The sequence below is a fragment of the Streptomyces sp. NPDC046862 genome, from assembly GCF_040704615.1.
In the GTDB taxonomy this organism is placed as follows: Bacteria; Actinomycetota; Actinomycetes; order Streptomycetales; family Streptomycetaceae; genus Streptomyces.
Genome location: NZ_JBEYXP010000023.1, coordinates 38,488 through 59,246 on the forward strand (window position 1 = coordinate 38,488; position 20,759 = coordinate 59,246).

General features: G+C 69.0%; 18 protein-coding genes and 2 pseudogenes. 10 read left to right on the forward strand and 10 right to left on the reverse strand.

Going from position 1 to position 20,759, the window contains the following annotated elements; all coding sequences use genetic code 11:
* Positions 1 to 120: 120 nt before the first annotated feature.
* Positions 121 to 1,461 (reverse strand): MFS transporter, encoded by a 1,341-nt coding sequence (locus tag AB0959_RS25165; RefSeq protein ID WP_366828792.1) that lies wholly within the window; start codon positions 1,459 to 1,461, stop codon positions 121 to 123.
* Positions 1,462 to 1,839: 378 nt separating this feature from the next.
* Between AB0959_RS25165 and AB0959_RS25170 the strand changes: the two genes are divergently transcribed.
* A complete protein-coding gene (locus AB0959_RS25170) occupies positions 1,840 to 3,654 on the forward strand; it encodes a helix-turn-helix domain-containing protein (protein ID WP_366828793.1) in 1,815 nt (604 codons plus the stop codon).
* A 333-nt stretch (positions 3,655 to 3,987) separates the two neighbouring features.
* Here the strand turns inward: AB0959_RS25170 and AB0959_RS25175 are convergent, their stop codons facing one another.
* Entirely contained in the window at positions 3,988 to 4,572 is a 585-nt protein-coding gene (locus AB0959_RS25175) for a TetR/AcrR family transcriptional regulator (protein ID WP_366828795.1), read from the reverse strand.
* A 216-nt stretch (positions 4,573 to 4,788) separates the two neighbouring features.
* On the opposite strand from AB0959_RS25175, the gene AB0959_RS25180 reads away from it, so the two are divergent.
* The 3 genes from AB0959_RS25180 to AB0959_RS25190 are packed head-to-tail and all read left to right on the forward strand — an operon-like array spanning position 4,789 to position 7,861.
* Complete coding sequence (locus tag AB0959_RS25180) at positions 4,789 to 5,958, forward strand: ring-hydroxylating oxygenase subunit alpha (RefSeq protein WP_366828796.1); 1,170 nt, start codon at positions 4,789 to 4,791, stop codon at positions 5,956 to 5,958.
* A gap of 27 nt (positions 5,959 to 5,985) precedes the next feature.
* Entirely contained in the window at positions 5,986 to 6,915 is a 930-nt protein-coding gene (locus AB0959_RS25185) for a 3-keto-5-aminohexanoate cleavage protein (RefSeq protein WP_366828797.1), read from the forward strand.
* Positions 6,902 to 7,861 carry a 3-hydroxyacyl-CoA dehydrogenase NAD-binding domain-containing protein gene (locus AB0959_RS25190; RefSeq protein ID WP_366828798.1) on the forward strand — a complete coding sequence of 320 codons (960 nt, stop codon included), beginning with the start codon at positions 6,902 to 6,904 and terminating at the stop codon, positions 7,859 to 7,861. The genes AB0959_RS25185 and AB0959_RS25190 overlap by 14 nt, the downstream gene beginning before the upstream one ends.
* A gap of 62 nt (positions 7,862 to 7,923) precedes the next feature.
* Here AB0959_RS25190 and AB0959_RS25195 read toward each other — a convergent pair whose 3' ends face one another.
* Positions 7,924 to 8,676, reverse strand: a complete 753-nt coding sequence (locus AB0959_RS25195; protein ID WP_366828799.1) for an AraC family transcriptional regulator — start codon at positions 8,674 to 8,676, stop codon at positions 7,924 to 7,926.
* 46 nt (positions 8,677 to 8,722) lie between these two features.
* On the opposite strand from AB0959_RS25195, the gene AB0959_RS25200 reads away from it, so the two are divergent.
* From AB0959_RS25200 to AB0959_RS25215, 4 genes and pseudogenes are all read left to right on the forward strand, one after another.
* Positions 8,723 to 9,886 (forward strand): MFS transporter, encoded by a 1,164-nt coding sequence (locus AB0959_RS25200; RefSeq protein ID WP_366828902.1) that lies wholly within the window; start codon positions 8,723 to 8,725, stop codon positions 9,884 to 9,886.
* Between the two features lie 184 nt (positions 9,887 to 10,070).
* Positions 10,071 to 10,211, forward strand: a pseudogene (locus tag AB0959_RS25205) (LysM domain-containing protein); the annotation flags it as partial.
* A 36-nt stretch (positions 10,212 to 10,247) separates the two neighbouring features.
* Positions 10,248 to 10,499, forward strand: a pseudogene (locus AB0959_RS25210) (peptidoglycan-binding protein); the annotation flags it as partial.
* Between the two features lie 459 nt (positions 10,500 to 10,958).
* The gene (locus AB0959_RS25215; protein WP_366828800.1) at positions 10,959 to 11,639 is read left to right on the forward strand and encodes an LAETG motif-containing sortase-dependent surface protein; all 681 of its coding nucleotides are present in this window, start codon (positions 10,959 to 10,961) and stop codon (positions 11,637 to 11,639) included.
* Positions 11,640 to 11,960: 321 nt separating this feature from the next.
* On the opposite strand, the gene AB0959_RS25220 is transcribed toward AB0959_RS25215, so the two are convergent.
* The 5 genes from AB0959_RS25220 to AB0959_RS25240 all read right to left on the reverse strand — a co-directional run bounded on the left by AB0959_RS25220 (position 11,961) and on the right by AB0959_RS25240 (position 16,711).
* Entirely contained in the window at positions 11,961 to 12,611 is a 651-nt protein-coding gene (locus tag AB0959_RS25220) for a CatB-related O-acetyltransferase (protein ID WP_366828801.1), read from the reverse strand.
* Between the two features lie 63 nt (positions 12,612 to 12,674).
* The gene (locus tag AB0959_RS25225; protein ID WP_366828802.1) at positions 12,675 to 13,205 is read right to left on the reverse strand and encodes a GNAT family protein; all 531 of its coding nucleotides are present in this window, start codon (positions 13,203 to 13,205) and stop codon (positions 12,675 to 12,677) included.
* A 46-nt stretch (positions 13,206 to 13,251) separates the two neighbouring features.
* Complete coding sequence (locus tag AB0959_RS25230; RefSeq protein ID WP_366828803.1) at positions 13,252 to 15,645, reverse strand: excinuclease ABC subunit UvrA; 2,394 nt, start codon at positions 15,643 to 15,645, stop codon at positions 13,252 to 13,254.
* 200 nt (positions 15,646 to 15,845) lie between these two features.
* Positions 15,846 to 16,256: a VOC family protein gene (locus AB0959_RS25235; protein WP_366828804.1), complete on the reverse strand. Its 411-nt coding sequence runs from the start codon at positions 16,254 to 16,256 to the stop codon at positions 15,846 to 15,848.
* Positions 16,257 to 16,261: 5 nt separating this feature from the next.
* Positions 16,262 to 16,711 (reverse strand): helix-turn-helix transcriptional regulator, encoded by a 450-nt coding sequence (locus tag AB0959_RS25240; protein ID WP_366828805.1) that lies wholly within the window; start codon positions 16,709 to 16,711, stop codon positions 16,262 to 16,264.
* Positions 16,712 to 16,844: 133 nt separating this feature from the next.
* On the opposite strand from AB0959_RS25240, the gene AB0959_RS25245 reads away from it, so the two are divergent.
* The gene (locus AB0959_RS25245; protein ID WP_366828806.1) at positions 16,845 to 17,477 is read left to right on the forward strand and encodes a GNAT family N-acetyltransferase; all 633 of its coding nucleotides are present in this window, start codon (positions 16,845 to 16,847) and stop codon (positions 17,475 to 17,477) included.
* A 118-nt stretch (positions 17,478 to 17,595) separates the two neighbouring features.
* The gene (locus AB0959_RS25250; protein WP_366828807.1) at positions 17,596 to 18,030 is read left to right on the forward strand and encodes a nuclear transport factor 2 family protein; all 435 of its coding nucleotides are present in this window, start codon (positions 17,596 to 17,598) and stop codon (positions 18,028 to 18,030) included.
* Positions 18,031 to 18,153: 123 nt separating this feature from the next.
* On the opposite strand, the gene lpdA is transcribed toward AB0959_RS25250, so the two are convergent.
* Together lpdA and AB0959_RS25260 are read right to left on the reverse strand one after the other, a co-directional pair.
* Positions 18,154 to 19,566 carry a dihydrolipoyl dehydrogenase gene (lpdA, locus tag AB0959_RS25255; protein WP_366828808.1) on the reverse strand — a complete coding sequence of 471 codons (1,413 nt, stop codon included), beginning with the start codon at positions 19,564 to 19,566 and terminating at the stop codon, positions 18,154 to 18,156.
* A 177-nt stretch (positions 19,567 to 19,743) separates the two neighbouring features.
* Positions 19,744 to 20,715: an LLM class F420-dependent oxidoreductase gene (locus AB0959_RS25260; protein WP_366828809.1), complete on the reverse strand. Its 972-nt coding sequence runs from the start codon at positions 20,713 to 20,715 to the stop codon at positions 19,744 to 19,746.
* Between the last annotated feature and the right edge of the window lie 44 nt (positions 20,716 to 20,759).

The window sequence follows — 20,759 nt, forward strand, 5'->3', positions numbered from 1 at the left end:
TTCATGGGGGAAGAGCTCGGCTGCTGGACGAGCCCGCGCGACGTTCCGCGAGCGTCCGGTACGGCAGCCGAGGGCGGTCCGGGCCCCCAACCAGTTGGGGGCCCGTCCTGCCGGTGACGGTCAGACGGCGGCGGGCCGGCCGACGGGCTCTGACTTGGGTGACAGGGCGGAGGCCTCGTGAAGGGCCATACCGCGGGTCTCGGGCGCCCAGAAGACGGAGACGACGGCGCCGACGACGTTGATGGCGGCCGCGGCGATCATCGTGCCGCCGATGCCCCAGCCGGTCAGGGCCATGGGGACGAGGTAGGTGCCGACGGCGGCACCGATCCGGCTGGCGGAGGAGGCCAGGCCGACCGCGGAGCCCCGTACCTCGGTCGGGAACAGCTCGTTGGGATAGATCCACTGAAGGATCTGGGTGCCGCCGATGATGACGGCGTACATGGCGAAGAGCACCATGACCACGCCGGCGGGGGCACCGGGAAAGATCCCGAGCAGCAGCAGGGCCAGGCCCGACCAGACGAAGCTGTGGATGACCAGAGGGCGGCGGCCCATGCGGTTCACGCCGAGCAGGGCGATCACACAGCCGACGAGGAACATGACGGTGATCAGCGCCGATCCGACGTTGGCCAGTGAGCCTTCGAGGTTGAGGGCGCCGAGGATCTTCGGGCCGAAGGCGTAGATGGCGAACAGCGGCACGATGGAACAGGTCCAGAAGATGGTGATGTAGAGCATCCGTCCGCCGTAGCCGGAGCGCAGGATCGCCTTGAGGTCGACGTTCTCGCGCTCTTCCTCCTCCGGCAGATCGGCGATCGTCGCCTCCGGACCGTAGACCTGCTTGAGGACCTTCTCGGCTTCCTCGGTACGGCCCTTGTTCGCCAGCCAACGCGGGGACTCGGGCGTGCCCAGCCGCAGCAGCACGATGACCGTGGCGGGCAGCGCGGCGCTGGCGAGCATCCACCGCCAGCCGTCGTCGCCGAGCGACAGCAGCGCCTCACCGACGACGTACGCCACCGCGGCGCCCACGAACCACATCACCACCAGGCCGCCCAGCAGCGGCCCCCGGTAGCGGCGCGGTGTGAACTCGGCGAGCAGCGAGGTGGCGATCGGGTAGTCCGCGCCGACCGCCATGCCGATCAGCAGCCGCAGGACGAACAGCCACACCGGGTCGGTGGCCCAGAACTGGGCGATGGAACAGCCGATGATGGCGATCAGGTCGATCGTGTAGAGGACCTGCCGGCCGAACTTGTCCGTCAGCCAGCCGCCCACGAAGGCGCCGAGGAAGATCCCGATGAGAGCGGACGCGCCGATGAGACCCTCGGCGGACGAGGACAGGTGCAGCTGCGGCGTGATCTGCACCATGGCGACGCCGATGATGCTCAGGACGTAGCCGTCGAGGAAGGGGCCCCCGGACGAGTACAGCGCCAGTTTCTTGTGGAAGCGCGACAGAGGCGCGTCGTCCACTTTGTTTCCTGCGATTTCGGTCATCACAGCCTCCGGGAGCGGCTCCCGGACCTACCCGCTCTGGGGTAGGCCCGGTCCAGGTCGGGGTTGATCAGGTCGGGGTTGGTGTCATGCCGGGAGCACCTCGGTTCCACTGGCGCTCACAGCTCCCGAGGGAGTCGGCCGCGGCCGGCACGATCGGTACTGCCCTGTCTGCTCGTGCGACAGGTGGACGGCGTCGTAGTGGTCGAGGAGAACTCTCGGTTTCTCGGGGACGCCGGCGGCATGGCCACCGGGTTGCCACGAAGTATGTGAAGGGCAGGGCGGGCCAACAATGCCCCCGCTCGGGCACGGGGCACGGGGGTATGTCCGAGTCAGAAGTTCGGCTACGGTTGCCCCATGGTCGGCCGTCCTCGCAACGCTGTTGTCCTCACCGAGGACGAACGGGCCGCACTACTGCTGTGGACCCGCAGTCGCACCTGCTCCCAGGCGCGAGCCCTGCGTGCGCGGATCGTGCTGGCCTGCGAGAGCGAGCCCACCAACACCGCCGTGGCCGAGCACCTCGGCGTCTCCCGCGACATGGTGGGCAAGTGGCGCGCCCGCTTCCTCGCCGAACGGCTGGCCGGTCTGGACGAGCAGCCCCGCCCCGGCCGGCCACCGGCAGCCGACGACGACACCGTGGCACACGTCCTCGTCCGCACCCTCACCCCGCCACCGCCCGGTGCCACGCGGGGCTGGTCGACCCGTTCGATGGCGGCAGAGACCGGTCTGAGCCAGAGCACCGTGAGCCGGATCTGGCGGACCTACCGCGCCCAGCCGGGGGCGCGGGTCCAGGTCGGCCCGCGCCGGGCATGGTCCCTGCCGGACCGCGCCGAGGAGGTGGTCGGGCTGTTCGTGGCCCCACCGGTGTGCGTGCTCGCCGTGACGGCCCGGGCCTGGCGGGGTGGGTTCGCGCGCGGCTCCGGGGCGACAGTCGCCGGCCGGCTGTTCGGACAGGACCAGGACGCGGCTCACGTACTGGCCGTGGTCTGCGCCTTCGCGGCCCTGCGGGGTGAGCTGCCCATGGGGGACGTACCCGGGCTGCACGCGTTCGTGGAACAGGTGCGTTCGGCCGCGGGTGCCGGGATGAACGTGCACCTGCTGGCGTACGGCACGTCCGGCGCCCTCGATCGCCCGGACGCGTCCGGGCGCTGGCACCATGCGCCCAGCTCAGAGGCGTGGACCGAGGAGGCCCACCGCTTCCTCGCCGCGGATGACCGGCCTCTCCGCGAACCGGCGTCCCGCACGCCCCGCCTCCGTGACGCCCTGCTGACCTGGTCCACCACCTGGACCGCGTCCGCGGCTCCCTTCACCCGCGTCGCCCCGCCGCGCCCGGCGTACGTCATCCCGGCCATCTGCGGCCCCGACAACGACTCGAACGCTCCGGGCACGCGCACACTCGACCACTCCGGCCTGCCCGAAGCGGCGGAGATCACAACCCTCGACACCTCACCCGGGGCCCCCGTCACCCCCGACCCCGTCATCGGCCTGCTGCGCGAAGCCCTGCTCACCGACGGTTACCGGCCGGGCGATCGCGTCCGGGAGGCCCCGCTCGCGCACGATCTCGGCCTCTCACGCCGGGTCGTCCGCGCGGGCCTGCGGGCCTTGGCCGAGGAGGGCATGCTCGATCTGCTGCCCGGCGGTGCGACCGCGATCCCCGAGGTCACCGCGAAGGACGTCCTCGACCTCTACGCTCTGCGCGCCAGCCTCGGCGCTCTTCTGATGCGCCGTATCGCCATGCTCGGCCGCGAGAACCTCGCCCCGGCCTCGGCCGCCCTGGCGGAGGTCCACGCGGCCGCCCGCGACAATGATCACCTCCGCATCCGGGAAGTCGACCTGCGGTTCCAGGACGCCCTCGCCCGTATCGCGGACCTCCCCCAGGCCGCCCACACCTTCGAGCGCCTCACGGCCCGGCTGCGGATGTTCGTCACGGTCCTGGACATGGACTACAGCCAGGCGTGCGACACCATCGCGGGCGAGGACACCGCCGTGCACGACGCGTTGCGCGACGCGGACGGGAACGAGGCGGCGCGGCTGTGGCGGGTGAAGATCGAACGCTGCGTCCGCTACATGATCGCCCAGCTCTCCGAGGACGACGTGGCGCCGTACCTGTGGACCACCCTGGCGGGCAGGCCCCGGCTTCGCCCCGGGGCGCTGCGAGGCGCGGCACGCTGACGCGGCCTGAGGACGCGGGCCACAGGCTGAGATGCCGGCGAGGCTCCCGCGTCGAACGGGGCGCGGCTCAGATGACGCCGCGGATCGCCGCCTCGAACCCTTCCACGAGCCCCACGGCCAGAGCCGTGGCCTTCTCGGCATCGCCGTCGATGACGGCGCGCAGCAGGGGACCGTGTTCGCGCACATGGCCCGCCAGGTCCGGCAGGCGGTCGAGGAACAGGCACCTATCGAAACTCCGGAAGGGTCTCCCCCGCGATGGGCATGGCGCCGAGTTCCCGGCGAAGCCGCCTGGCCCAGGTCATCGCGTCCTGAACGGCAAAGGAACAGGTTCGGCTAGTCGGCGAGGGCGATCTCCTCGCACCGCTTGACACTCCGCCGGATCGACGTCCTGTCGAGCCCGAGGAGCGCCGTCAGCCACAAGCCGTTCTGCAGCACGTCGATGTCCGCAGCCCGCTGGTTGGACTCCCCCCGTGACAGAGCCGGCCGTGCCGCCCGGATCAGCGCGGCAAGACCGGCCCGGTACTTCTTCTGCGCCGCCGTGTTGATATGGGCGAAGTCCTCATGGGCCTGGGCGAGAGCCCACAACTGGAGCCGCAACGACAAGTACTCCTGTGTGAGAAACCGAGGCTCCGCGACACGGCGGAGCGCGAGACGAACCTGTTTCTCCGGGGGAAGAGACTCGTCGACGGCCAGAAGAGCGACATCGTGCTCCTCGATCCGGTGGAGCACCGCCCGGATCAAGCTGTTCTTGTCCTCGTAGTGGTAGTTCACGAGGCCGAGCGCGACCCCGGCCTCACGCGCCACTGCCCGCATGCTCACACCAGAGATCCCGTGCCGCGCCAGAAGATGCAGGGTCGCATCGAGGATTCGGGCCTGCCTGTCCACCGGCTGACCAGTAAGTCCTGTGTGAGCACTCATGCGACAAGACTAGTCACCGAGCGACGTCGCCCATCCGCGTAGCCGGCCGGCGATTCCGGTGCGAATGGCAGCCACCCGGCTCCCCGCAAGGGTCGATGCGTCCGCCGCGGATCACTGCGAAGGAGCTGTCGGAGTCGAAGCCCCCCCCGATAAGGACTGAACGAACGTCCAGTCAAGGCCTTGAACGGTTGTTCAGTTTGGTCTTACGATTTCGGCATGGCATCCATCGACGTCTCCGACGTGCATGCGATCGAGAGCGGGTTCCATGACGACCCGGCCCGCTCCATGTCACTTCGTGCCGAGGCCTACACCGACGCCAAGTGGCACGAAGCAGACCTTCGGGGAATCTTCGCCCGGACCTGGCAGTGGATCTGTCACGCGGAGAAGCTGACCACCCCGGGCTGCTACGTGTCCGCCTCCGTGGCAGGCATGCCGATTGCGATCGTCCGCGACCGCGCCGGGAGCCTGCGGGCCTTCTACAACGTCTGCAAGCACCGGGCCCACGAACTTCTCTCGGGCTCGGGCACCACGCGGAACATCGTCTGTCCGTACCACGCCTGGTCCTACGGGCTGGACGGCAGATTGAAGGCCGCCCGCCGCGCCGACGCGATGCCGACCTTCGACAAGTCCGAGATCTGCCTCGACCAGGTGCTGGTGGAGGAGTTCGGCGGGATGGTCTACGTCAATCTCGACACGGCGGCCGCGCCCCTCGCTGACCAGGCAGCCGACCTGGCTGCCGACATCGCGCGATGGGCTCCCGACGTGGCCGGCCTGACGCGCGCCAAGCGCCTCACCTACGACGTGCGAAGCAACTGGAAGAACGTGATCGACAACTTCCTCGAGTGCTACCACTGCCACATCGCGCACAAGGAGTTCGTCGATCTCGTCGACATGGACACCTACGAGGTGAAGACCCACGGAATCTGGTCGAGCCACTTCGCCAAGGCCGGCCTGCACGAGAACGTGGCCTACGACGTGTCCCAGGCGACGGTGAACGACCATGCCGTGTGGTGGCTCTGGCCCAACACATGTCTTCTCCGCTATCCGGGCCGGGGCAACTTCATGGTCTTCCAGGTCATCCCCGCGGGCCCGGATCACACGCTGGAGACCTGGGACTTCTTCCTCGAGACCACCGAGCCCAATGAAGCAGAAGCTGAGGCGTTCCGTTACATCGACGATGTTCTCCAGGCGCAGGACATCGCGTTGGTGGAGAGCGTCCAGCGAGGCATGAACACGCCCGCCTTCGACCAAGGCCGGATCGTGTACGACCCGGAGGGTTCAGGACTGTCCGAACACGGCGTCCACCACTTCCACGGCCTGGTGCTGGATGCCTACCGATCGCTGGTCGGCCTGCCGCAGAGCACACGGACAACGGCGCTCTCGTAACGGCCCCGAACTCCTGGAGGACGCGCCATGCCGAAGCCAGTGATCATCACCTGTGCCCCCACTGGCGGCATCCATACGCCGACGATGTCCCCGTACCTTCCGGTGACCCCTGAGGAGATCGCGCAGGCGTCCATCGAGGCGGCCGAGGCAGGGGCGGCCATCATCCACCTCCACGCCCGCAACCCCCTGACGGGGCGGCCCGACCCGAGCCCGGAGCTGTTCCAGCAGTTCATGCCGCAGATCTCAGCAGGCTGTGATGCGGTACTGAACGTGTCCACCGGCGGCGGCCTCGGCATGACACGCGAAGAGCGGCTGCGAGCGGCCGTGGCAACATCCCCGGAGATGGCCTCCCTCAACGTCGGCTCACTGAACTTCGGGATCTTCCCGATGCTGCAGAAGTACACGGACTGGCAGCACGACTGGGAGCCCTCGTTCCTTGAGATGACCCGGGACTTCGTATTCAAGAACACCTTCGCCGACATCGAGTACGTCGTGAAGGAACTCGGCCTGGGCCATGGCACCAGGTTCGAGTTCGAGTGCTACGACCTCGGGCACCTCTACAACCTCGCCTGGGTGGTGGACCAAGGGTGGCTCGAACCACCGTTCTTCGTACAGATGGTCTTCGGCGTCCTCGGCGGTGTCGGAGCGGACCTCGACAACCTCCTGCACCTGCACACCGTCGCGGACAAGCTGTTCGGGGACAGCTACGAGTGGTCGGTCCTGGCCGCCGGCCGCCACCAGATGCCCTTCGCGACCCAGGCCGCGATGTTGGGCGGCAACCTCCGCGTCGGCATGGAGGACAGCCTGTTCATCGGACCCGGCGAACTGACCCCCTCGAACGCGAGCCAGGTCCGAAAGATCATCGAGATCATCACCGCTCTGGGCCACGAGGTCGCAACGCCTGCGCAGGCGCGGGAAAGACTCGCTCTCAAGGGAGCCAACCATGTCGCCTTCTGAGTCCACAGAACCCTGGCAGGATCCCGCCGAGGTCGCTCACGTGGCCGCGCTGGGGGGAGGCGTGATCGGCCGGAGTTGGACCGCGCTCTTCCTCGCTGCCGGAAAATCGGTCGCTCTCTACGATCCCGATCCCACCGCCGAGGACAGGGTGAGGGAGGCAGTCGAGCGGGCGTGGCCGGTGCTGCGTGACCTCGGGCTGACCGCACAACCTCACCCTTCGAGCAGGCTCGAAGTATGCGACGACCCTCGGGCCGCGGTCGAAGGCGCGGGCTTCGTACAAGAGAGCGTGCCTGAGCGGCTCGGACTCAAGCATGGGCTCTATGAGCTCATCGAACCCGTTCTCGGCGGGACAACCGTCGTCGCCTCGTCGGCGTCCGGCCTGACGCTGAGCGAACTTCAGGGCGGATGGGCCGACCCGGTTCGCCTTGTCCTCGGGCATCCGTTCAATCCGCCGCATCTGATCCCGCTGGTCGAGGTGATGGGGAACGAACGATCCGATCCTCGAGCCGTGCCGTGGACTCGCCGTTTCTACGAGACGCTCGGCAAGGTGACCATCGAGGTCAGACGCGAGGTACCCGGCCACGTCGCCAACAGGCTGCAGGCCGCGCTCTGGCGAGAGGCGATCCACCTCGTCAACGAGGGCGTCGCCGGCGTCGAAGACATCGACATCGCGGTGTCGGCCGGACCCGGGCTGCGCTGGGCCGCCATGGGGCCGACACTTCTGTTTCATCTCGGCGCCGGAGAAGGAGGCCTGGCCAAGTTCTGTGAACGGTACGCCGAGAGTTTCCATCGCTGGTGGGACGATCTGGGCGACCCGCGCCTCGATCCGCCGACGGTCGAGCGTCTTGTCCTCGGACTGGCCCAGGCCACGGGGGACGCACCGGTCGATGAACTCGCCCGACAGCGTGACGCGCTCATCCAGTCGTTCATCGCGGCGAAGCGGTGAGGTTCGCGCTCCAAGAGCGGATGCGCAGCCCCCGGCCCCCCGCCCCGCCCCGCCCGTCGAGGTCACGGCAGTCCACGGCCCTGGTACGTCCCCGGCGTGTGGCCGAAGGTCCGGCGGAAGACGTCGATGAAGGCGCTGGCGGACGACCAGCCGCAGCGGTGCGCCGCGGCGGTGACGGGGGTGTTCTCGGCCAGCAGGATCAGAGCGTGGTGCAGGCGCAGTTGAGTCCGCCACTGCGGGAAGGTCATGCCGAGGTCGGCCCGGAACAGCCGGGACAGCGTGCGTTCACTGGTGCCGACCTCCTTGGCCAGCGCGGCGAGCGTGCGGTTGTCGGCCGGGTCGGTGTGCAGGAAGGCGCACAGGTCCTTCAGGGGCGAGGCCGTGGGGGTGGGCAGGTGCAGTGGCTGCTGGGGCGAGGCCCGGAGCTGGTCCAGCAGGACGGCGCGCAGCCGCGTGCGTTCGGGGGTGTCGTCGAGCGGAGGGCGTGTGTAGGCGAGGAGAAGCTCGCGCAGCAGGGGAGCCACGGCCAGCACGGTGGGCTCTTCGAGGGAGAGGGGGTTGTCGGCCGCCGGCAGGCCGACCAGGTGCAACTCCAGCTCACCGTGGGCCTGGTGGGCGTGCACGGTGCCGGCCGGCACCCAGATGGCGCGCGTGGCCGGTGCCACCCAGGTGCCCGTGCCGGTCGTAACGGTCAGCACACCTCGCCCGGCGTAGACGATCTGGTGGTCGTCGTGCATGTGGGCATGGATCTCCGCTCCCGTCGCGAGCCTTTGGGTGCGAGTGGGCGCACTGGGCTGGTGGCGGATCTGCGTCATTGGTCGGCAGTTTATTGGAAGTACGACAACCCGTGCCATGCCGACGATGGGTGGCGTGCCAAGGAATCCGAGCAACAAGTCGATCATTCTCCTGTCGGTCGGTCACGCCTGCGTGGACGTGTACCAGGACGCGGTGGCGGCGCTCGTCCCGTTCTTCGTCGCCGAGCGCTCCTACGGCTACGCAGCGGTGTCCGGAGTCGTCCTCGCCGCGTCCGTGTTGTCCTCCGTGGCCCAGCCCGTGTTCGGGGTGATGACCGACCGGTGGGCGATGCCCTGGCTCCTGCCGGTGAGCACTCTGCTCGGCGGTGCGGGCATCGCCTTGAGCGGTGTGAGCGGGTCCTACGGGTGGACGCTGGCGTTCGTGGCGGTGTCCGGGCTGGGAGTGGCCGCGTACCACCCCGAGTCCGCCCGTCTCGCGCGGCACGCCGCTCGTGGCCGCCACAGCGGCATGGGCTGGTTCGCGCTCGGCGGCAACCTCGGTTTCGCGCTGGCACCTCTGATGGTCTCCGCCGTCGTCGCCGCCGGTGGACTGCGCCTGACGCCGCTGCTCGTCGTACCGGCCCTCGTCGGCAGCGTGCTGTGCCTGCCCATGCTGCGGGCGTTGGAAGGCGCGGGTGGCTCCCCCGTCGGCGGGGAGACGGCGAGGGGACATGACGACCGGGTCGCGTTCGTGAAGCTCTCGCTTGCGGTGATCTGCCGGTCCGTCGTCTTCGTCGGACTGGGCACCTTCGTCTCGCTCTACGCCACGCAGCGCTTGGGAGGCGGCACATCGGCGGGCACCGCGGCGCTCTTCGTGCTCTATATCGGTGGCGCGGTGGGCTCCGTACTGGGCGGCCATCTGGCCGAGCGTTGGGACCGGGTGACGGTCTCCCGCTGGTCGTACCTGGCCACGGCCGCCGCGGTCGCGGGGATCGTGTCCGTCCCCGGCCCCGTGCTCTACGTGTTCGTGGCACTGGCCTCCGTCGGCCTGTACGTGCCGTTCTCTCTGCAGGTCACCCTCGGCCAGGACTATCTGCCGTCCCGTGTCGGTACCGCCGGCGGGATCACCCTGGGCCTCACCGTGAGCGTCGGGGGTCTGGCCAGCCCGCTGATCGGGAGCCTCGCCGACGCGACGTCCCTGCGCACGGCGTTGACCCCGCTGATCCTGATGCCCGCCCTGAGCTGGCTGCTGTTCCGCACCCTGCCCGAACCGAGGTTATTGCGGGATTGAACAGCTGAAAGGACAATGGAAATCCCCGCCTTCGCATTTTTCGGCGAACACTCAGGTTGCACAAGACATCCGGGCTAGTAAGATTCCTCCGAGATCCTTTCCGCTGGCTAATAGCACGCCTTTTCAACGACATTTCACGTTCTCGCTCTTCTCAATTCCAGGCACGTTTTATTACAGTGGCCATATGGACAGAACAGCGCAGATATACGTGGTGCGACAAGGCGACACACTCTCAGGAATCGCGGCCATGTTCGACGTGACGCTGGCCCAGATCATGGAGTGGAACCCGCAGATCACCAACCCGAACATCATTCACCCAGGGCAGCGGATCCGCGTTTCCGAGCCGGATTTCGAGGGCGAGTACGAGCCCTTCCCGGGCACCGACTTCTTCCAGACCTCCGTGAGCAGCCCGGTCATCGAGGCCATGGGCAACCGCCTCGTCGAGGAGGGTTGCTCCGCGTACAACGGCGAGCCCGACTACCGGTGGAGCGACGCGGACCGGAAGTCGTACGCCAAGTGGCAGCGCAAGCTCGGTTTCTCCGGCGGTGACGCGGACGGCATTCCCGGCCGGAAGTCGTGGGACAGACTCCACGTGCCCGCCATCTACGAGTGAAGTGATACGAGTGCACTGAAGAACAGCCCGGCCCCCGGACCCCGACGGGGGCCGCACGGTGGGGGCGCCCGGTTTGGCTTCCATCGCCCGCGAATACCAACAAGCCATGCCCGGCGCCACGTTCGTCACCGTGCCCCGCGCCGGCCATCTCATCGACATGGAACAGCCGAAGGCCTACCGCCAGGCCGTCACGCGCTTCCCGAGCCCGTGACGGACCATGAGGGACGGCACACAGCCGCGCACACACGGCGAATGGCCGAACCCGTACCGGCCATGACCACAGTTTGACCTGGCGCCGACCGGTTCATGACGAGCCCTTCATCGCGCTGTGACCTGCGAAGACACGACGTTGACAGGGATCTGAAAGGCTTGTAGACGTGTGGCGTTCGACGGGTGGTTCCGGCCACTGGACCGCCCCGGCGAACCCCATCGAGCTTCAGCAACCCGTGAAGGACAACTGTGTCCCCTTCCCACCGCACCGCGAGAGCGGTGCGCCTCCTGGGCGTCTGCACCGCTGCGGCAGCGCTCTCCATCGGCGTCGCGAACACCGCGTTCGCCTGCAACATCCGTGACTTCTCCGCCGTCGCCACCTGTGACGACAGCGGTAGCGGCGTCATCCGCGTCACGGACACGGACGCGTCCGGCACTCCTGCCACCGTCTCGCTGTACATCAAGATGACCGTCCCCGGCGAGGAAGACCGGCTCCTCGACACGAAGACGATCGAGCATCCGGACGCGCAGGGCGTCGCCGTCGACTTCGCCGAGAACTGGGCGCCCGACACGACGTACCGGATCCGCGTCAAGGCGGGGAACCAGGTCGACGAGGACATCAAGCCCCTGTTGACCACTCCGTCCCAGGCCTGCTCGGCGACGAAGACGTCCCCCTCGCCCTCGCAGACCCCGTCGACGCAGCCCCCCAAGGGGACGCCCGCCCAGTCGACTCCGTCGCAGAGCACCACCCCTGCCGCAGGCCCCAGCACGAGCAGCAGCCCCTCGCCCCAGGGCGGCGGCTCCAACCTCGCCGAGACCGGCGCGGACTCCCACACCCCGCTGATCCTCGGCATCGCGGCCGCTCTGGTCGCCGTCGGAGCCGGCGTGGTCTTCGCCCTGCGCCGCCCGAGGACGTCCCGCTCCCGTTGACGGTTGATCGGGGCCGCGCCGGTTCAGGAGCGGCCCCGAGTTGTCGCACTTCGACAGCATCGGGTACGGACGTCCACCCCGACGGCATCGCGGTCCCTCCGGCTGCGCGGGCCAACTGGACGAACCCGGTGGCCCGTTGCCGACGTCCGTGACCGTCCCGGGGCTCACGTGACCCCCGGCGTCCTGGTGCCATGGCATGCATCAGCGTCCCGCACGTACCGGGGTACCGAGCGCGCTGAGCGGCGCACCACTCCGTGGGCAGGTGCCACGGAGCGTTCGGCCGCCGCGCGCCCTCGCGTGCGGCGGCCCCGTGGTGCGGGCCTACCCGCCGGCCGGAGCCGCCGCTTCGAGGGCGTCGACGCTGCCCGACATGATGGTGCGGATGTGTGCGGTGATGTGCTCGACGGGCCAGTCCCACCAGGCGAGCGCCAGCAGCCGGGAGACATCCTCGTCGTCGTACCGGCGGCGCAGGAGCCGGGCCGGGTTCCCCCCGACGATGCCGTAGTCCGGAACGTCGTCGACCACGACCGCACCGGAAGCGATGATCGCTCCGTTGCCGATGCGGACGCCGGGCATCACGGTGGCCCGGTAGCCGAACCAGACGTCGTTGCCGACCACCGTGTCACCCCGGCCCGGCAGACCGGTGATCAGGTCGAAGTGCTCGGCCCAGGAACCGCCCATGATGGGGAACGGAAACGTCGAGGGACCGTCCATGCGGTGGTTGGCGCCGTTCATGATGAACCGCACACCTTCGCCCAGGGCGCAGTACTTGCCGATGACCAGCTTCTCGGGCCCGTAGTGATACAGCACGTTGCGGGTCTCGAAGGCCGTCGGATCGTCCGGGTCGTCGTAGTAGGAGAACTCCCCCACCTCGATCAGCGGCGAGGTGACCAACGGCCGTAACAGCACCACACGCGGCTGCTCGGGCATCGGATGCACGACGTTGGGGTCAGCGGGAACAACTGGGCTCATGAATCGGCTCCTCGTGTGTCACGGCAGCGGGTTTTCCTGGCCGGCATTCCGGCGGGCATTCCCTCACCGTGTCCATTCCTCGGCGAGCAGGCCGAGAACGACCGTGTCGAGGAAGGCTCCGTACACCCACGCGGAGCGCCGCAGCGTTCCCTCGACGGAGAACCCGGCCCTGGTCGCAGCCGCGATCATCGCGTGGTTGTCGGCGAGGGTCTCGAGCTGCAGCCGTTGCAGGCCGCGCACGGCGAATCCGTACTCGCACAGCACACGGACGACGTCGACCGCCAGCCCCCGCCCCCGGAAGGCGGGGAGCAGGGAGACCCCCAGATGGCCCGTCCTGTTGTGCGGGTCGATTCCCCACAGCAGGGCCTCGCCCGCCAGTTCCCGCGACTGCAGCTCCACCACCGAGAAGTACGCCTTCTCCGGCGAGGGAGCTGCCGCCGCGGCGGGCGAATCCGCCGCATCCGGCGGTAGGGGTCGCCAGGGCGCGGAGTCGGCACGTGAGCGCATGAGTACGTCCTCGTACAACTCGGCCTGGAAGACCGGAACATCGCTGTCCTGCCGCGTCCGCAGCGCGACCTTTTCCCCTCGTATCACGTGTCCTTGCTATCCCACGCGCCCCGGTTGATCAACTGGTTTGATGTCAGGCGCCGACGTAGGCCGCGAGGTGCTCGCCGGTGAGAGTGGACCGGGTGGCGACGAGGTCGGCGGGGGTCCCCTCGAAGACGATCGTGCCGCCCTCATGGCCGGCGCCGGGGCCGAGGTCGACGATCCAGTCGGCGTGCGCCATGACCGCCTGGTGGTGTTCGACGACGATGACCGACTTGCCGGAGTCGACGAGCCGGTCGAGCAGGCCGAGCAGTTGCTCGACGTCGGCCAGATGCAGGCCGGCGGTCGGCTCGTCGAGGACGTAGACGCCGCCCTTCTCGGCCATGTGCGTGGCCAGCTTGAGCCGCTGCCGTTCGCCGCCGGACAGCGTGGTCAGCGGCTGGCCGAGGCTGAGGTAGCCGAGTCCGACGTCGGCGAGCCGGGCGAGAATGCGCTGCGCGGCGGGCGTGTGCGCCTCGCCGGCGCCGAAGAACTCCTCGGCCTCGGCCACCGACATCTCGAGCACCTCGCTGATGTCGCGCCCGCCGAGGTGGTACTCCAGCACCGACGCCTGGAACCGCTTCCCCTGGCAGTCCTCGCACGGGGTCGCGACACCGGCCATCATCGCCAGGTCGGTGTAGATGACGCCCGCGCCGTTGCAGGTGGGGCAGGCGCCCTCGGAGTTGGCGCTGAACAGCGCCGGCTTCACGCCGTTGGCCTTGGCGAACGCCTTGCGGATCGGTTCGAGCAGCCCGGTGTACGTGGCCGGGTTGCTCCGCCGGGAGCCCCTGATCGGGCTCTGGTCGACGGACACCACACCCTCGTCGGCGGGAATCGACCCGTGGACGAGCGAACTCTTGCCGGAGCCGGCGACTCCGGTGACCACGCAGAGCACGCCGAGCGGGATGTCGACGTCGACGCCCCGCAGGTTGTGCGTGCTCGCGCCCCGGATCGGAAGCCGGCCGGTGGGCTCGCGCGCGGTTTCCTTGAGGGTGGCCCGGTCGTCGAAGTGGCGGCCGGTGACGGTGCCGCTGGTCCGCAGCCCCTCGACGGTGCCCTCGAAGCAGACGGTGCCGCCCGCCGTACCGGCGCCGGGTCCGAGGTCGACGACATGGTCGGCGATCGTGATCGTCTCCGGCTTGTGCTCCACGACGAGCACCGTGTTGCCCTTGTCCCGCAGTCTCAGCAGCAGGTCGTTCATCCGCTGGATGTCATGGGGGTGCAGGCCGATGGTGGGCTCGTCGAACACGTAGGTGACGTCGGTGAGCGAGGAGCCGAGGTGGCGGATCATCTTGACGCGCTGCGCCTCGCCACCCGAGAGCGTGCCCGCCGGCCGGTCCAGCGAGAGGTAGCCGAGGCCGATCTCCGTGAACGAGTCGAGGGTGTGCTGCAGCGCGGTGAGCAGCGGCGCCACCGACGGCTCGTCGAGGTCACGGACCCATGCCGCCAGGTCGCGGATCTCCATCGCGCAGGCGTCGGCGATGCTGATCTTGTTGATCTTCGACGACCGGGCGCCCTCGCTGAGCCGGGTGCCGTCGCACTCGGGGCAGGTGGTGAAGGTGACCGCCCGCTCCACGAACGCCCGGATATGCGGCTGCATCGCCTCCTTGTCCTTGGACAGGAACGACTTCTGGATCTTGGGGATCAGCCCTTCGTAGGTGAGGTTGACGCCGTTGACCTTGACCTTGGTCGGCTCCCCGTACAGGAAGGCCTGCATCTCCCTCTTGGTGTACTCGCGGATCGGCTTGTCCGGGTCGACGAAGCCGGACTGGGCGTAGACCTGCACGGTCCACTGGCTGTCCGACTTCCAGCCGGGGATGGTGAACGCTCCCTCGGCGAGCGACTTGGAGTCGTCGTAGAGCTGGGTCAGGTCGATGTCGGAGACCTTGCCCCGGCCCTCGCAGCGGTTGCACATGCCGCCGGTGCGCTCGTACGTCGCCTTCTGGGCCTTGGTCCTGTCACCGCGCTCGACCGTGATCGCACCGCTCGCGCGGACGGAGGCGGTGTTGAACGAGTACGCGCTGGGCGGCCCGATGTGGGGCTCGCCGAGGCGGCTGAAGAGGACGCGCAGCATGGCGTTGGCGTCGGTGGCGGTGCCGACCGTGGAGCGGGGGTCGCCGCCCATGCGCTGCTGGTCGACGCTGATCGCGGTGGTCAGCCCGTCGAGGACGTCGACCTCGGGCCGCGCCAGGGTGGGCATGAACCCCTGCACGAAGGCGCTGTAGGTCTCGTTGATCAGCCGCTGCGACTCCGCGGCGATCGTGTCGAACACGAGCGAGCTCTTGCCGGAGCCGGAGACGCCGGTGAACACGGTGAGCCGGCGCTTCGGGATCTCGACGCTGACGTCCTTGAGGTTGTTCTCGCGCGCCCCGTGCACGCGGATCAGATCGTGGGTGTCGGCGGCGTGCGGCGAAGGCGACTGCGCGTGCGTCCTCTTGGCCGTGCTCATCGTGTCTCCATCTGTTGGGCGGAGCCGCCCTCGCGGCCTCCGTCGGCGTCGCCCGGCTCCGTCCGGCCAGCCGTCGAGCGGGGTGTTCTGTTCAGGTCCCGCTCTCCTCGCGCCAAGCACGGATGCGGCACGGGGGGATACGGAGCCCGACCGGTAGGACACCCTCCGGCCGAAACCGGCGGGCGGCTCTACCTGACGTGTCAGCGCAGCTCCTGGATGCGGACCATGTTGCCCGCGGGGTCGCGGAAGGCGCAGTCGCGGACGCCGTACGGCTGCTCGGTCGGCTCCTGTACGACCTCGGCGTCGCCTGCCTGCACCTTCTCGAAGGTGCCGTTGAGGTCTCTGGTGGCCAGCAGGATCCAGCCGTAGGTGCCCTTGGCCATCATCTCGGCGATCACGCGGCGTTCGTCGTCGGTGATGCCGGGGTCGGCGGTGGGCGGAGCCAGCAGGATGTTCGTCTCGGGTTGGCCGGCGGGGCCGACCGTGATCCAGCGCATCTTGCCGGTTCCGACGTCGTTGCGGACCTCGAAGCCGAGGGCGTCGCGGTAGAAGGCCAGGGAGGCGTCCGGGTCGTCGTGCGGGAGGACGCTGGTGTGAATGGTGATGTCCATGGCCCTCACGCTAGGTGTGGTTCGGGTGCCGGCGCTTCTCGATTCCTGACCGGTCTCGTCACCTGTTTCGCCACGCAGGACGGAAGCCCCTCCGTCGAGGTCGCCGCCTTGCGCCGGTAGACGCTGGGCGGCATGCCGACCAGTTCGGTGAAGCGCGTGCTGAAGGTGCCCAGTGACGCGCAGCCGACCGCGAAACAGACCTCGGTGACGCTGACGTCCCCACGGCGCAGCAGCGCCATCGCCCGCTCGATGCGCCGCGTCATCAGGTAGCCGTACGGCGACTCGCCGTAGGCGAGCCGGAACTGGCGGCTGAGGTGCCCGGCCGACATGTTCGCGCCCCGGGCGAGCGCCTCGACGTCCAGCGGCTGCGCGTACTCCCGGTCGATCCGGTCACGCACGCGACGTAGTCGCGCGAGGTCGCTCAGCCGCTGCTCTGCGGGCGGTCTGGTGCTCACCTTCGTGATCGTGCCACGGCGCACCGGAGTGCTCAAGCGGGTTGCCGGCGCTTCACGGGCTGTTCGGCGCTCTCAGGGTCCCGGTCAGTCCCCGCCTCTTGTGGGAGCGCTCCCATCGATACAGGATGTCGCCGTGACCTCGTCTGCCGCCATACGTCCCTACCGCCCCGAGGACCGAGAGTCCCTCGACGACATCTGCGTCCGCACCGCGCACAACGGGCAGGACAGCCGCCCGGTCTACACGGACCCCGGGATCTTCCCGACGACCTTCGCGGCTCCGTACGTTCACCTGGAGCCGGAGCTGGCCTTCGTACTGGACGACGGGCGGGGACGGGCGGTCGGCTATGTCCTCGGCACGGCGGACACTCCCCGCTTCGCGGAGGCCTTCCGCACGCGGTGGCTGCCCCTGGTCGTGGACCGCTATCCGGAGCCCCTCGGGACGCCGAGCACACCGGACGAGGCGATCATCCAGATGCTGCACCACCCCGAGCGCATGCTCGTCCCCGAAGTCGCCGCGTATCCGGCCCACCTGCACATCGATCTGCTTCCCCAGTGGCAGGGGCTCGGCCACGGGCGCGCGTTGACGCGGACGTTTCTGGGTGCCCTTCACGACCGCGGTGTGCCGGCCGTGCATCTGTCGATGGTGACGGCCAACACTCCCGCCAGGGCCTTCTACGACCGTCTGGGTTTCCACGAGATCGACGTGCCGGGCCCTGCGACCGTCACATGGCTCGGGCGCTCGACCAAGGCGCCCGCCATGCCGTGACTGCCTTTGGTGACGGACCGGCTCCCCTCAGCGCCGTGCCGGGCAGGGCGCGCGGGGCCCGGGGCGCGAGAGGAGAATGGAAGCGGTCACAACGCGGTGGGGGCGCAGGAGGTAGATCATGGGACAGGCACGTGAGGTCATGGACCGGCTCACCGAGGCGCTGACGACGGCCCGCGATCCGAAGGCCGTCGCGGAGTGCTTCGCGCAGGACGCGGTCGCCGTCACACCCGATGCCGGGGAGCTCAGGGGCCGTGACAACATCGTCGAGTACTTCGATCAGATCACGGAGATGATCCCGCAGGCGACGTTCGAGTCGCTGCACAAGTACGAGGCCGGTGACACCGCGATCGACGAGGGGTACTTCGGCGGCCGCAACACCGGACCCATCGCTTTGCCCACCGGCGAGACCCTCCCGGCCACGGAGCAGGAGGTGCGGCTCCTCGGTTGCGACCTCGCCACGGTGGAGGACGGGGTCATCGTCAGCTACCGCCTTTACTTCGACCAGGCGGATCTGTTCACGCAACTGGGGATCATGCCCGAAGCGCCCCTGTGAAGCGGGTGAGGACACGGTAGAGCCCTCACCCGCACCTGGTCGGCGCGTCACCATGGCCGAATGCTTGAAAGCTCCACTACCCCCATCCGAGGGAGCCGCTCGCAACGAGCCTCCTGTGCCGCCTCACATGTTGATCATGTGCCCGGCCAGGCCGTGCACCGCCTCCTTGACCGCCTCGCCCAGGGTGGGGTGGGCGTGCACGTTGCGGGCCACCTCGTGGACGGTGAGGTCCCACTGCTGGGCCAGCGTCAGCTCGGGCAGCAGCTCGGTGACGTCGGGGCCGATGAGGTGGGCGCCGACGAGTTCCCCGTACTTCGCGTCGCTGATCAGCTTCACGAAGCCGGTGGTGTCGCCGAGGCCATGCGCCTTGCCGTTCGCGGTGAAGGGGAACTTCGCCACCTTGACGTCGAAGCCCTTCTCCCGCGCCTGGGCCTCGGTGTAGCCGAAGCTCGCGATCTGCGGCTGACAGTAGGTCGCGCGCGGGATCATCACGTAGTCGAGCTCCATCGTCTCCGCGTCCGCGATGGTCTCGGCGGCGACCACGCCCATCGCCTCCGCGGCGTGCGCGAGCATGAGCTTGGCGGTGGCGTCGCCGATGGCGTAGATGTGCGGCACAGAGGTGCGGCAGCGGCCGTCGACGTCGATCGCACCGCGCTCGGTGACCTTCACGCCCGTGTTCTCCAGGCCGTAGCCGGTGACGTTCGGCGCGAAGCCGATCGCCTGGAGCACCTTGTCGGCCTCCAGGACCTGCTGCGCGCCGTCCTTGCCGGTGACGGTGACGCGGACCTGCTGGCCGGACTCGTCGATGGCGTCGACCCGGGTGGAGGTGAGGACGTCGATGCCCAGCTTGCGGTACTGGCGTGCCAGTTCGGCGGAGACGTCGGCGTCCTCCAGCGGGGCGACGCGGTCCAGGAACTCCACGACGGTGACCTTCACGCCGTAGTTGTTCAGGACGTACGCGAACTCGATGCCGATGGCCCCGGCGCCCGCGATGATGATCGACTGCGGCAGTTCCTCGGCGAGGATCTGCTCCTCGTACGTCACCACGCGCGACGTACGGCGGGTGCCGGGCAGCAGCTTCGGCGTGGCGCCGGTGGCGATGACGCAGTGGTCGAAGCCGATGGTGCGGGTGTCGCCGTCGTAGCCGGCCACCTCGAGTGTGTGGGGGTCGAGGAAGGTGCCGCGGCCGTCGATCTCCGCGATCTTGTTCTTCTTCATCAGGTAGTGGACGCCCTTGACCCGGCCGTCCGCGGCCCGGCGGCTGCGGCGGAAGGCCTCGCCGTAGTCGAAGGAGACCTGTCCGTCGATCTTGATGCCGAAGGTCTTCGCCTCCCGGGTGACGATGTGCGCCAGTTCGGCGTTGCGCAGCAGGGCCTTGGTCGGGATGCAGCCCACGTTCAGGCAGACACCGCCCCAGTACTTCTCCTCGACGACGGCGACGCGTTTACCCAGTTGGGCGGCGCGGATGGCGGCCACGTAGCCGCCGGGGCCCGCACCGAGTACGACCACGTCGAACCGCTCGTCCTGCTCGGCCATCGGGAGTTCCCTTCTCACGGGGCGGCGTGCCCTCGGACGCCGTCCGGCTGGAGTCCGGTTCCCTCCCACCTTGCCACCGGCGGGTGACGCTCGCTCGCATCCTGATCGTTCTCTTGTCGGTGTGAAGTCTGCGGGCGCTCGACCCACCGGGCGCCGCGGGTCCGGGTCGCGTGTGCTTCAGGCGAACGCGTCCCTGAGCGCGGGCAGCAGCGTCTTCTCCGACCACTCCAGGTAGGCGGGCTGGCTGTCGCCGCCGATCTGCACGAGGGCGACCTCGGTGAATCCCGCCTCCACGTAGGGCCGTACGGCCGAGACGAACACGTCCGGGTCGTCACCGCAGGGGATGGACTCGGCGACGTCGTCCCGCGTCACGAACTGTGTGGCTCCGTCGAACGAATCGGGATGCGGGAGTTCGGAGTTGACCTTCCAGCCGCCGCCGAACCAGCGGAACTGGTCGTGGGCGCGGGCGATGGCCGCGTCGCGGTCGGTGTCGAAGCAGACCGGCAGTTGCCCCACCCTCGGCTTGCCCGAGCCACCGTGCCGGTCGAACGCGCTGACCAGTTCCGCCTTCGGCTCGGTGGCGATGACCAGGTCGGCCAGGCGTCCGGCGAGGGCACAGGACCGTTCGCCGGACACGGCGACACCGATGGGCGGCGGGGCGTCCGGCAGGTCCCAAAGGCGTGCCGAGTCGACGTCGTAGTGCTTGCCGTGGTGGGTGACGTGTCCGCCTTCGAAGAGCGCGCGGATGATCCCGACGGCCTCTTCGAACATCTCGTGCCGTACGTCGACGGACGGCCAGCCACGGCCCACGACGTGCTCGTTGAGGTTCTCACCCGAACCGAGGCCCAGGCGGAACCTGCCCCCGGACAGCAGTTGCAGGGTCGCCGCCTTCTGGGCCACGACGGCCGGGTGGTAGCGGAACGTCGGACACGTCACATACGTCATCAGCGGGATGCGCGACGTCGCCTGGGCCGCGGCGCCGAGGACGGTCCACGCGTAGGGCGAGTGGCCCTGGGACCGCAGCCAGGGGAAGTAGTGGTCACTCGTCACGGAGAAGTCGAAGCCGGCTTCCTCCGCTCCTACGACGTGATCGACGAGGTCGCGCGGACCGGCCTGCTCCGTCATCATCGTGTATCCGATTTGCACCATGAGGATCGCGTATCCCGTCATCGCCGGGTGAAAACGGGCCGTTC